Below are 11,911 nucleotides of genomic sequence, written 5' to 3' on the forward strand. Positions count from 1 at the left end.
GGAATGAAAAACCGATTGTGATTGTGGCCCCAAAAGGCCCATAAAAAAGGCCAGTCCGGAGACTGGCCTGAGGAGGGTAGACCTGAGTAACCTGTGTTCTATTCGTACTGAGCCGGAATTTCCTTCACCGGGTTGGATATAAAATTCAGGTAGACGCCTTGCTCGGGGATGATCAATGGGATTTCCGTATTGATGATTCCGAGGGCGACAGCCTCTACGTCGATGTGGGGGACATTGAAGTTCCGTTGTTCGATCTGCATCCGGCCGTCATCAAAGAACACCACACGCCCTTCCAGTTCCAGAGTGAAAGGATAGCCAAAGAGGTTGTGAGTCAGTGGCAAGTCTGTGGGAATTCCGAGGATGGACGCGGTTGCCTTCAACCCGGGGGCATCAAGAAACAGCTCGGCTTTGGTTTTGAAAATCGTCTCACCCTGATCATTCTCGGTGATGTAACCCGGAATCAGGCTGTTTCTGGCGCAGGATGCTCCCGTACATTCAGGATCGTCCTTGGCGTAGCGCATTCTTAATACCTGGGGCCCGGTGCTGGAAACCGTGCTCAGCAACGACAGGTGAACGTCGAGAGACGTGGTCGCCAGTTGGGTTGGGTAAAGCAGCACTTTGACGGCGTCTCGCCCGGTGTCGGGATCCACGGTAGGTCCAATAACCTCCGTATTCAGAGCGTAGGTCTGATAGATGAATTTTTTGCGGGGGCAATCGGCACCGTCAACCGCACAACCAACCCGGGCATCCTCGGCATGGTCCTGGGTTACGAGCAGTTTTGCGGCGTTTGCCGAGGGCAAAAAGCCTTCACTATCGCTCCCCTGGTGATTAAATGGCTCAAGACACGATTCGCTGCCGAGGTCATCGCAGTCAATCGCAAGATTCGAATTGGTGTCCCGAATCGGCAGATTCCGCAGCGGTGTGAAGACTGTGGAGCGCGCTTCTGAACCGGTAAATACGATCTCAAGATTATCAGGGCCATTGTTCCCGTCACCATCATTGAGGCCTTCCAGCAGATCCGTTTTCAGTGGTATGCCGTCCTCGTCGCAAATCGACGTGTACTGTCCAGGAGTGCAAGTGCCGCTCTGCTCTGAGGAGGCCAGAATGTAGCGGTAATGCGCACCGACCTGCCACGGCTGCTCTGGGTAGAACCGGATGCGCTGGTTGTTTTTCTCTAATCGGCCTGCCACCTGTTGGTTCAGGACGGTAACGGTACCGTTTGCTTCCTGTGCAATTTCCTGAACGGTAAAGGTCTCACCGACGATGACTGAATCCAGATCGAGAGACTTGGAAAACACGACCGTGATTGGCCGGTCCGCCGGCATTTTGCTGACGGGTAACACGTCACCGGCGTTGTTGGCGTCGGCGGTCCAGCATTTCCCGAATACGCCGTTTTCCAGATCCAGGGTGTTTTCGTAGTCGGTTTCACATGGGTAGCCAGGGTAGGTCGTCAACGCCAGGGGGAATCCTTTATTTCCCGGGCTACCGTTTTCTTCAATGCTATCGAGCTCAAAGCTTAACGGAGAAACCATCGCGCGGTTGCCCGCCAGGTCTGTAAGTCCGTCGACAGACACGGAATACGGTACGCCATGCTTCAAGCCACCCTGCGGATTAAGCACAAGCGCTGTTCCATCCAACCGAGCCTGAAGGTTAGTTACCGGTGCACCGTTTTCAATGAGTTCGACACCATTCTCGACAGATGCCGGATCAAGCGGCTCATCAAAGAACAGAATGATCGGGTCGCCCGGGCGCTGCATGGACTGACGGGTTGGCGGAACGGCGTTCGCAGGGCCGGGCATCCAGCTCACCAGGCTGGGTGGTGTGGCATCCAGTTCCCGCAGGTTTTCGGCATCCAGAACCGAGTCGGCATCGGTTGCGGCCTGCAGATGGAAGGCAATGGTGGAATCGGTGAATTCCTGGCCCAGCAGGTTTGGTTCCACCATGCCGATGGCGTCGATGGTCAGAACGCCGTCCCGAACCAGAGCAATACCGCGCAGTTCAACACCCATCAGATCCTGGGACAGCGCGGCATTCGGCTGTGCTGCCTCCGTGTTCATGGATACGTCCATGAACAGGGTGATATGCCGCGGGGCATTGATGTCATCGGTGTACTGGTTCGGGCTCATGTAGCCGGATGCATCCGAGAGCATGGTCACTTTGATGGTGCCGGTTTGCTGGTCTTCGCCGGTCGCGGCATCCAGAACCTGTACCTTGCCACCCACGAGTACGTTCAGGCTGGTGCTTTCCAGCACACTGCCTTTGGGAATACGCAGCGGCAGTGCTTCGTCAGCATCAAACGCCGGGGCGTAGGCGAGCTCGGCAAACAGGTCCCCGGTTTGTTGAGAGGGGCCGGCTTCGCCCTGGAGTACCGAGTTGAGCGTTACGGCATTGAGGGCCTGGCCGTTGAGCACGGAGCTCAGTTCACCGTTGCCGGAATCTACGGCGGTTTGTTGCAACACAACCGTTGGGCCGGTCTCTCTCGGGGTAAAGGTGAATTCCCCGGTGAAGCGGTTCTCCTCACTGCTGTCGGTCAGGCTGGCGAGGTTGGTCAAATGCAGGGTGTAGGTTTCACCGGTGTCGAGAATATCCTGTTTGCTGCCGCACTGCGACAGTTCGGGGGTTACGCAGGGGTCAACCGTAATGCGGTTGCCTTTAACCAGTACGGTCGCCGGAACCTCTTCACCGTTGGCATCCTGCAGCTGAATACTGCCGCCGAGTGATTGCCATTCAGGATGCACCGGTTGCGTCATGGCAAACCGGAAAGTCGAAAAATTCATGGCCTGGAATGGGCTGTCGCTGGCGGGTACTTGCCAGGCAATGTCGAAAGTGTCTGCGGTGTTGGCCAGCCCCGCGAGACCCGCATAGGCGCCACGGGTTGCGAACTGGATGCCGTCATCACCAGTAGCGTTCGGAGTAGTGATTTGCCGGCCGCCCTCGGCGGCCAGCGGCTCCTGGAAGGTTACGGTGAATTCTTCGCCGGTCGCAAGCGGGTTAGCAGGCTCAAGCTTCAGACTTTTGCCATTATCGATCAAGGTCACGGTAAATGGCTGGGGCTGGTCGTTACTCTGCAGGGTGATCTTGTTCTGCAGGGTTGCTTCATCATCGATAATCGCATGAGAGAAGCGCAGCACGATGTCGGCTTTCGGGCTGATATCAGCCTGCCCATCCATCGGGAAGGAATAGACCATCGAGCCGGGTCTGGGTTTTCGTCAATGGACTGTTTGTCGCCACCGCCGCAGGCGGCCAGCAAAATGGCCGGAATCAGTGCCAGGGTCTTGTTGTACTTCATGGCAAGCCTCCTCAGAACTTCAGGGTGATGGATCCGCTGAATACGTGGATATCACCATCGGCAGTGACACTGGTTTCGTCACCGTCGTAGTCCACCACGGTGAAGTCGCGCTCCTGCAGTTGCTGGTACTGATAGCCCAGGTCGAGCCGCACCGGGTAGGCGAGCAGGCGGGTTCGGTCGTAAGTGGCACTGATACCAAGGCCAACCACCAGTTTGTCGGTATCCAGGTAGTTGAGCTCCGGATTACGAGTGGTTTTAAGGGGAGACTCTTCGTAGGCAACACCGCCACGAAGGGCGAAGTTCTTGTTCAACTGATATTCCGCACCAAGGCGGGGAATCAGGATGTCGTCGAAACCGATCCGGTTTCCGGAGGCCACGGAACCTTGATCCTTGATGGAGTCGCCGCTGAATTCGTCTTCCAGTTCCGACCAGTTCTGTTGTTCGATACTGCCGCCGATGCGCCAGCCGTCACCGGAGTATTGTGTGCCGATGGCAATCGTTTCCGGCTGGAATGAGTCGATGGTTGTCACAGCCAGGCTGAGCCCGGGATCCGGGATAGTCTGGGTCACGATGATGTTGGAGTCGACTGTGGTTGAGGCCGATGACTTCGTCCGGTAGGTCAGCGCCGTTTCCCATCCGTTCAGGAAACAGTCAGATTCAGGACAAAATGTGCTGCCCAGATCGATGTTCGTGCCCAGAATGGTCTTCAGAGAAGGCTCGGCATTGACCGCAAGGCGCTCACGGCTGGTTTCGCCGCCCAGCGTCGAGACGGCATCAAGATTAGCGGTCGCTTCGAGCGTTACCCGAACCGAAGCACCGGCGGAAATACCGCGCCAGATCGGGGTTGCACCACCGATGTTAAGGAACAAAGGTTCTTTCCCGTATTGAAGGAACTGTCCGCTCTCGCTGGTTTCAGAGCTGAAAGCCAGCATCTCCTTACCGTACTTTTCCACGCCCGCAATAAACCCGAGATAGATGGGGTGCCCGAACCGGGTGAGTGACCCAAGGTTGGTCTTCATGCCGATCAAAACGTGTTGGCTCGGAGAGTCCGAGACAATGTCACCGCTGGCGTTGGGATTGTCGGAACGCAGCTCCTGTTCGGAATGAAGGATACCCGCCGTAAGTTCGCCACGAGGATCTTTCGTCAGCGCTGCCGGATTGTAGTAGGTGGCAGAAACCTGCTCATTGAACATCGAAAGGGACTGGGCGGTGGCCACATCGACCGGCATTACACCATAACTGGTGCCCAGGTTGCCCATACTGGCACTGGTGGGCATGGACAGGGAGGCGGAAACTGCTGCAACGGCAAGGGATACCGCCCGTACTGAGAATCGGGGGGAAAGAACCATGTATACACTCCGTTCACTCATTGTTTTTGTGCTCAGTCCCGAGGGATTCCTTTCAGGACTGGTACGCTTGTTCAGGTTTTAGTGTATGAGGCTTGTCTGATCGGGACGTTGGCATTTTTGACACGACAGGGTGTCGGTAGAACCGCGTACCTCAAGAATTGTCTAAAACGGCCGAAAACTCATGAGCTTAAAAGGTGGGCTTCCGTGTATTTCTGTTACTTAATGTTTGCGGTTTTGTGAACGGGCACAAAAAAAGCTCCCCAAGGGGAGCTTTAGTGGCATGTAAAAAATGTCGACACTCAGGCGGATTTTTGTAACTTTCTTCTGATTGTGAGCATGCCCAGAATGCCAAGTCCCAGCAGGCCCAGTGTTCCTGGCTCAGGAACCTGTACAGGAACGGACTTGCCAAAGATCGCTACATGAGAAATGGCGCCTCTGTTTGGATAAAAGCCCTGAAGATCCAGTACGTCCTGGCCATTCCAGCTGCCGATGTTGAACAGGTATTGTGGCTCGTTGCCGTCTTTGACAACCAGGTAACACTCAGGGCACACAATGTAGTCCGGGCCATCCCAGCTGATCACCGCGTTGTTAGGGTCTCCGGTGAAACTGGTGGAGTAGAAGGATTGGTAGGAGCCTTCTTCCGGGCCTTCGTAGTTGGACTTGTAAAGCAAAGTGAGGTCGGACGTTCCAAAAAGGGCTGCAACGTCACCGGCGTCAAGCGCTGGATTTGGGGGGCCTACGTCGACAGTTTTGTCGGCGTCTGCGGGGCCAAGGATCAGGGCCATAGCCCCAGCAGACCAGGTTAATGCCAGAGCCGCAATAACGTGTGTTATCTGCTTTGTAATCTGTTTCATTTTTCACCTTCTCTCAGGGCAAGCCCTGAACGCAGTGCGGCGAAGCCGCGATCTGTACTTACGTCTGACTTTCAGCACAGTGTGTGCCAATAGGATTATTTGACGTTAAAACAGAGGCTTGGGCAGTGCTTAAGAGAAGGTTGGAGGCGTATGTGTAAATAAGTTGGACAGGAGTGAGTTGGGTGCGGGTTGGGGGAGGAGTTTGGGAGATGGTGGGCCCAGCTGGACTCGAACCAGCGACCAAGGGATTATGAGTCCCCTGCTCTAACCAACTGAGCTATAGGCCCGGAAAAGAAAACGGGCGCCATTATACCCACGAGGGGTGGCGCCCGCTACTGTCTTGGGGATTAACCGTTGCCCTGGTCGTCAATGAAGCCGCGCAGGTGATCGGAGCGGGAAGGGTGGCGCAGTTTGCGCAGGGCCTTGGCTTCGATCTGACGGATACGCTCCCGCGTAACATCGAACTGCTTGCCGACTTCTTCCAGAGTGTGGTCGGTGTTCATCTCGATACCAAAGCGCATGCGCAGTACTTTGGATTCCCGAGCGGTCAGGCCGGCCAGCACGGAGCGGGTGGCTTCGCGCAGGCCTTCAGCCGTGGCTGAATCCACTGGCGACAGAGCCTGGATATCTTCGATGAAATCGCCCAGATGACTGTCTTCGTCGTCACCAATGGGTGTTTCCATGGAGATCGGCTCTTTGGCGATCTTCAGCACCTTGCGGATCTTGTCTTCCGGCATGTCCATGCGCTCGCCCAGCTCCTCGGGTGTGGGCTCGCGGCCCATCTCCTGCAGCATCTGGCGGGAGATGCGGTTGAGCTTGTTGATCGTCTCGATCATGTGCACCGGAATCCGGATCGTGCGGGCCTGATCCGCGATGGAGCGGGTGATGGCCTGGCGAATCCACCAGGTAGCGTAGGTGGAGAACTTGTAGCCACGACGGTACTCGAACTTGTCGACCGCCTTCATCAGGCCAATGTTGCCTTCCTGGATCAGATCCAGGAACTGCAGGCCGCGGTTGGTGTATTTCTTGGCGATGGAAATAACCAGACGCAGGTTGGCCTCAACCATTTCCTTTTTGGCGCGGCGGGCTTTCGCCTCGCCGATCGACACCCGGCGGTTGATTTCCTTGATGTCGGCCACGTCCAGATCCACTTCGGTCTGAACGTTCTGGATGCGCTTCTGCAGGCGAACGATTTCATCTACACGCTCACCGATAGCGGCCGCATAGGGCTTTTTGGTGGCGGCAATTTCGCCGGCCCACTCAAGATCAGTTTCGTTGCCCGGGAACCATTTGATGAAGTCTTTGCGCGGCATTTTGCAGTCGCGTACACAGATCTGCATGATGGCGCGCTCATTCTCGCGGACCAGGTCGTTGGTTGAACGAACGACGTTCACCAGTTCGTCAAACGCCTTGTTGGCCAGCTTAAACGGGGCGAAAACCTGGCCCAGTTCGTTCAGGGCTTCCTGGGTTTTCTTGTGCCCACGGCCGTGTTTGGCCAAGGCCTTCTCGGCAGCGTCCAGCTTCTCTTTCAGCAGCTCGAAGCGCAGCCGGGTTTCTTCCGGATCTGGCCCGTTGTCGTTGTCGTCTTCGCTGGAGGTGTCGTCATCGTCGTCATCGCTGCTGGTATCGCTGTCATCAGCAGAGGTGTCTTCGGTGCTGGTGTCTTCACCCATGAACGGCTCGGCGTCGTCCGGGTCGAGGAAGCCGGTGACGATGTCGCTGATGCGACCTTCATTCTCGATGATGCGGTCGTAGGCCTGAATCACGGTGCCGGCGGTGCCCGGGAAATGTGCTACAGCGGCCATGACATCGCGAATGCCTTCCTCGATGCGCTTGGCGATGACAATTTCGCCTTCGCGGGTCAGCAGCTCAACGGTGCCCATCTCGCGCATGTACATGCGCACCGGATCGGTGGTGCGGCCAGCGTCGGTCTCAACGGCGGCAAGAGCAGCAGCGGCTTCGGCGGCAGCAGCTTCGTCGGCAGTGGAGTCACCTTCGGTCATCAGCAGGGTATCCGCGTCTGGTGTCTCTTCGCACACCTGGATACCCATGTCGTTGATCATCCGGATAATGTCTTCAACCTGATCCGGATCTGCGATATCTTCCGGGAGGTGATCGTTTACCTCGGCGTAAGTCAGGTAACCTTGTTCCTTGCCTCGTGCGATGAGGTCTTTCAAACGTGATTTCTGCGAATTGCCTGACATAGACACCCTGTGAACTCGCTTTTAAAAAGGAAAAAAGTTAAACAGCCATTATAGCTGTCGCTCGGTTGCGCTGCCACCGAATGGTTAGATGGTGATCAGGGCAACAGGTTTCAAGTGCTCAGCTTTCAGCCTTCGGATTTAACGTACCGGCGCTGAGCGTTCGCAGCTCCTCCCGTTCTTCCGGGGAAAGCTGTGCCAGGTTCCGGAGCAGGGTTGCCAGCCTCTGCTGACGCGCGGCCTCTTCATTCGGGCTTAACAGCTCTCTGGCAGCCGCCAGTGTGCTTTCCCGGGCCGGTATGTGCTCCAGTTCGTCAAACAGGTTGTAAAACCTGTCCCTGGCCTGTTTGTTCGTGGCCAGCCCCGCGACCAGTGTCTTGCGGGTCTGAATTTTTTCTTCCAGTAACCAGCGGGCAAAACGCCCCGCGCGTTCAAGCTGCCGGGTGCTGTCTGCCAGAGCTTTCACTTCGGTTGCCAGTTCCGGTGCTTCCAGCAAGGCCAGGCACAAGGTGCTGTCTTTGCTGAGTTTTACGTCAATCCGCTCTTCCGTGGGCCGGCTCTGGCCTTCACCGCGCCAGCCCCGTGCCTTGTAATTCTGGCCCTGCTGGCGGTTCTGCCACTGGTTGCGGCCGCCGCAAAGGCGCAGCATTTCGTGCCACATGGCGTCCCGCAACGTGCTGCGGGGCATCTTGTTCAGCAAGGGCTCAACCCGTGCCCGAAGTTCGCCTCGGTGTTCGGGCAACTGCAGATCAAGGCCCTCGCTCTGGCGATCAAACAGATAGCGTGAGAAGGGTGTGGCGCCCTCAATACGCTTCTGAAATGCGTCCGGCCCTTCTTTGCGCACCAGTGTGTCCGGGTCTTCGCCTTCTGGCAGCATGAGGAACTGCAGGTGCAGCCCGTCTGCCATCAGTTCCAGGGCATTCTCCATGGCCCTGTCCGCTGCCCGAAAACCTGCCTGGTCGCCGTCAAAACAGAACACGATATGCCGAACGTGCCGAAGCAGTGCGGTCAGGCTGTCCTGGTTGGTGGCCGTCCCCAGAGTCGCCACCGCGTAATGGATGCCGTGCTGGGCCAGCGCAATCACATCCATATAGCCTTCGACCACCAGCAACTTGTCCAGTTGTCGAATGGCTTGCCGGGCCTCGAACAGGCCGTAGATTTCCCGGCTCTTGTGGAAAACGTCCGATTCCGGCGAGTTAATGTACTTGGCCTTGTCGTCACCCAGCGTGCGCCCGCCGAAGGCGATGGTTTTGCCTCGGGTGTTCCGGATGGGAAACATAACCCGGTTGCGGAACAGATCCCTGGGGCGGCCGTACTGGTCCGACACCGTGCGGGTCTCAATCAGTGGTGCTTTTAGATCCTTCGGGGCGGCGTCGTAAAGTGCCGTGCCGGTGCCCGGTGCAAAACCAATCTGATACTGCTGGATAATGTTTTCATCCAGTCCCCGCTGCTTCAGGTAGTCCCGGGCATAACCGCCTTGCTGACTGGTCAGTGCTGAGTGATAGAACCGGTTGGCAAACTCCAGGGCATCGGTCAGTGTCCGCGCCTGTTGCATTTCCTGTTTGGCAGCTCGGTCGTACGGCACTTCCAGCCCGGCACGCTTGGCCAGTTCTTCTACCGCTTCGGTAAAACCCAGGCCCTCAAATTCGCGAACAAAGCTGATGGCATCGCCATGGGCTCCACAGCCAAAGCAGTGATAGAAGCCTTTGTCCGGTCGAACGTTAAATGATGGCGTCTTCTCGTCGTGAAACGGGCAGCAGGCCTTGTAGTTGGCTCCGGCTTTTTTCAGCGTGATGCGCGAACCGATCAGCTCCGCCAGATCAATGCGATCCAGCAGGTCTTCAACAAAGCGTTGAGGGATCAATCCGCTCATGGTGGCTCCACTTCAGCCGGGGTGCCGGGTGCGAAGGCATTTTCGCCATAGCCAAAAATGCCGCCGAAGCCAGGCCTCGGCGGCATTTTCAGCTTGCCGGGTGGGGCGAAACGCCGTTCCGGCAATCAGTTGTGCAGTCGATGCGCGCCTGAACTCAGTACAGACGCTCGAACTTGCGCTGTTCCCGCTGAAGCTTCTTGAGATGACGCTTAACGGCAGCAGCTGCTTTACGCTTACGAACAGCGGTCGGCTTCTCGTAGTGCTCACGACGACGTACTTCAGACAGTACACCGGCCTTCTCGCAGGAACGCTTGAAGCGACGCAGTGCTACGTCAAACGGCTCATTCTCTTTCACTTTAACAGCTGGCATTCGAAAATCACCTACCTGATAGATTCGGTTTCAATTTGTTCCGTCGGCCAGTGCCGTACGGGCTCGATCCCTGGTCAGATTGGCTAAAACTCGACCAGTGCTAATTTAGGGCGGCAATGATAGCCGCTGGGCTGGCCAAGGTCAATCACTGTTCAACGAAACTGCCGGAAGCTTTCGGGTTTCTGCTAAAATGCCGCCCACGTACCCGACACCCCTTGGATGTAGTGCCCATTATGCTGATTCTTGGTATTGAAACCTCCTGCGATGAGACCGGTGTAGCCCTGTTTGACGCTCAGCGGGGACTGCTGGCCCATGCCCTTTACAGTCAAATCGGTATGCACGCCGATTATGGCGGCGTGGTGCCTGAGCTGGCCTCCCGGGATCATGTCCGCAAGCTGCTTCCTTTATGCGATGAGGTACTGGCTCAAGCCGGTAAAGCCCGTTCCGATATCGAAGGTATCGCCTATACCGCCGGGCCGGGGTTAGTGGGTGCCCTGATGGTGGGCGGCTCGGTGGCGCATGCCTTGGGGTTTGCACTGGGGATTCCGGTGTTGGGCGTGCATCATATGGAAGGTCACTTACTGGCGCCCATGCTGGAGGACAATCCGCCGGCGTTCCCGTTTGTCGCGCTGCTGGTGTCCGGTGGCCATACCCAGTTAGTGCGGGTGGATGGCATTGGTGAGTACCAGATGCTGGGTGAATCGGTGGATGATGCCGCCGGCGAGGCGTTCGATAAAACTGCGAAAATGCTGGGGCTGGATTATCCGGGTGGCCCCCGGGTAGCTGCCCTTGCGGAAAAGGGTCGAGAGGGGCAGTACCGTTTTCCCCGCCCGATGACCGATCGTCCCGGCCTGGATTTTTCCTTCAGCGGCCTGAAAACCTTCACCCTGAACACCGTGAACGACGCAAAAGATAAAGGTACGCTGGATGAGCAGGTAAAAGCAGACATTGCTCTGGCGTTCGAAGCTGCGGTAGTTGATACCCTGGTCATCAAATGTCGCAGAGCCCTGGAGCAAACAGGGTGTAAGCGGCTGGTCATTGCCGGCGGGGTCAGCGCCAACAAGCGGTTGCGGGCGTCACTGGAAGCCATGGCAGAAAAGCTGCGTGGTTCAGTGTTCTACGCTCGTCCGGAGTTCTGCACCGACAACGGTGCCATGATTGCCTATGCCGGTGCGCAGCGGCTAAAGGCCGGTCAGCAGGATGGCGAGCGGATTGTGGCGGTCCCCCGGTGGCCTATGAACACTTTGCCGCCAGTGGCGGAACCGCGTCAGAACGGCCTCGTGGACTAGCCTGATCAGACGCTAGAGCCCGGTTTCCCGCCCCTGGGCCAGGCGAATCAGGTTGTTGCGGTGACGCACCACAATCAGCAGGGTCAGCAGTCCGAACAGGGGCAGGGTTTCCGGCTCCAGCAGGGCGCTGATGAGTGGGCCGCTGGTGATCGCCACCAGAGAGGCCATGGCTGAAATGCGCCAGCGCCACATCACGCCCAGCCACAAGCCTGCCATGATGGCGGTGGTGAGCGGCGCCAGTGCCAACCCTGCCCCGAGGGCCGTGGCAACGCCTTTGCCCCCTTTGAACCGATAGAATGCCGGGATCATGTGTCCGGTCACCGCGCACAGGGCAATCATGGCCTGCACCAGAATGGACATGCCAAGGCTTTGACCGAGCCAGACGGGCAACCAGCCCTTGAACGCATCCAGCACCAGGGTTGCCAGCGCGGGTTGCCAGCCACCTGCCCGGTACACATTGGTGGCTCCGGGGTTGCCGGAACCCAGGGCGCGAGGATCTGGCAGTTTCCAGAGGCGGCACACTGGTATTGCGAACAGCACGGAACCCGCCAGATAAGCGCTGGCGCAAAGCAAGACAATCGCAACGGGTTGGCTAAAGACGTCCATGGCGTAACCGCTGTACAGAGACTGGGCCCTGTGTTCTGTGAGAAAATGCCGCCCGCATCAAGGCAGGCTGGTTGTCCGTC

At 57.4% G+C, this 11,911-nt stretch carries 7 protein-coding genes, 1 tRNA gene and 1 pseudogene; 1 reads left to right on the top strand and 8 read right to left on the bottom strand.

Going from position 1 to position 11,911, the window contains the following annotated elements; translation table 11 throughout:
- Positions 1-98 precede the first annotated feature (98 nt).
- From aupB to rpsU, 7 genes and pseudogenes are all read right to left on the bottom strand, one after another.
- Positions 99-3,289, bottom strand: a pseudogene (aupB, locus tag ACSSVV_RS17815) (alkane uptake protein AupB).
- Between the two features lie 11 nt (positions 3,290-3,300).
- Positions 3,301-4,638, bottom strand: coding sequence for an alkane uptake protein AupA (gene aupA, locus ACSSVV_RS17820; protein WP_023008010.1), 1,338 nt, complete (start codon positions 4,636-4,638; stop codon positions 3,301-3,303).
- 299 nt (positions 4,639-4,937) lie between these two features.
- Complete coding sequence (locus ACSSVV_RS17825; protein ID WP_022991880.1) at positions 4,938-5,492, bottom strand: PEP-CTERM sorting domain-containing protein; 555 nt, start codon at positions 5,490-5,492, stop codon at positions 4,938-4,940.
- Positions 5,493-5,702: 210 nt separating this feature from the next.
- Positions 5,703-5,779 (bottom strand) — tRNA-Ile (locus tag ACSSVV_RS17830).
- A gap of 60 nt (positions 5,780-5,839) precedes the next feature.
- Positions 5,840-7,696 carry an RNA polymerase sigma factor RpoD gene (gene rpoD / locus ACSSVV_RS17835; protein WP_011784189.1) on the bottom strand — a complete coding sequence of 619 codons (1,857 nt, stop codon included), beginning with the start codon at positions 7,694-7,696 and terminating at the stop codon, positions 5,840-5,842.
- Positions 7,697-7,814: 118 nt separating this feature from the next.
- A complete protein-coding gene (dnaG, locus tag ACSSVV_RS17840; protein ID WP_022991890.1) occupies positions 7,815-9,566 on the bottom strand; it encodes a DNA primase in 1,752 nt (583 codons plus the stop codon).
- A 154-nt stretch (positions 9,567-9,720) separates the two neighbouring features.
- Complete coding sequence (gene rpsU, locus ACSSVV_RS17845; RefSeq protein WP_007153483.1) at positions 9,721-9,936, bottom strand: 30S ribosomal protein S21; 216 nt, start codon at positions 9,934-9,936, stop codon at positions 9,721-9,723.
- A 233-nt stretch (positions 9,937-10,169) separates the two neighbouring features.
- Between rpsU and tsaD the strand changes: the two genes are divergently transcribed.
- Positions 10,170-11,225, top strand: a complete 1,056-nt coding sequence (tsaD, locus tag ACSSVV_RS17850) for a tRNA (adenosine(37)-N6)-threonylcarbamoyltransferase complex transferase subunit TsaD (RefSeq protein WP_011784191.1) — start codon at positions 10,170-10,172, stop codon at positions 11,223-11,225.
- A gap of 12 nt (positions 11,226-11,237) precedes the next feature.
- Here tsaD and plsY read toward each other — a convergent pair whose 3' ends face one another.
- Positions 11,238-11,831 carry a glycerol-3-phosphate 1-O-acyltransferase PlsY gene (gene plsY, locus ACSSVV_RS17855; protein WP_011784192.1) on the bottom strand — a complete coding sequence of 198 codons (594 nt, stop codon included), beginning with the start codon at positions 11,829-11,831 and terminating at the stop codon, positions 11,238-11,240.
- Positions 11,832-11,911 lie beyond the last annotated feature (80 nt).

Source organism: Marinobacter sp. MBR-105, from assembly GCF_053628895.1.

Bases quoted from the DNA above. Each gene is read 5' to 3' on its own strand.
- aupA (WP_023008010.1), bottom strand. From the start codon at position 4,638: ATGGTTCTTTCCCCCCGATTCTCAGTACGGGCGGTATCCCTTGCCGTT.
- ACSSVV_RS17825 (WP_022991880.1), bottom strand. From the start codon at position 5,492: ATGAAACAGATTACAAAGCAGATAACACACGTTATTGCGGCTCTGGCA.
- rpoD (WP_011784189.1), bottom strand. From the start codon at position 7,696: ATGTCAGGCAATTCGCAGAAATCACGTTTGAAAGACCTCATCGCACGA.
- dnaG (WP_022991890.1), bottom strand. From the start codon at position 9,566: ATGAGCGGATTGATCCCTCAACGCTTTGTTGAAGACCTGCTGGATCGC.
- rpsU (WP_007153483.1), bottom strand. From the start codon at position 9,936: ATGCCAGCTGTTAAAGTGAAAGAGAATGAGCCGTTTGACGTAGCACTG.
- tsaD (WP_011784191.1), top strand. From the start codon at position 10,170: ATGCTGATTCTTGGTATTGAAACCTCCTGCGATGAGACCGGTGTAGCC.
- plsY (WP_011784192.1), bottom strand. From the start codon at position 11,831: ATGGACGTCTTTAGCCAACCCGTTGCGATTGTCTTGCTTTGCGCCAGC.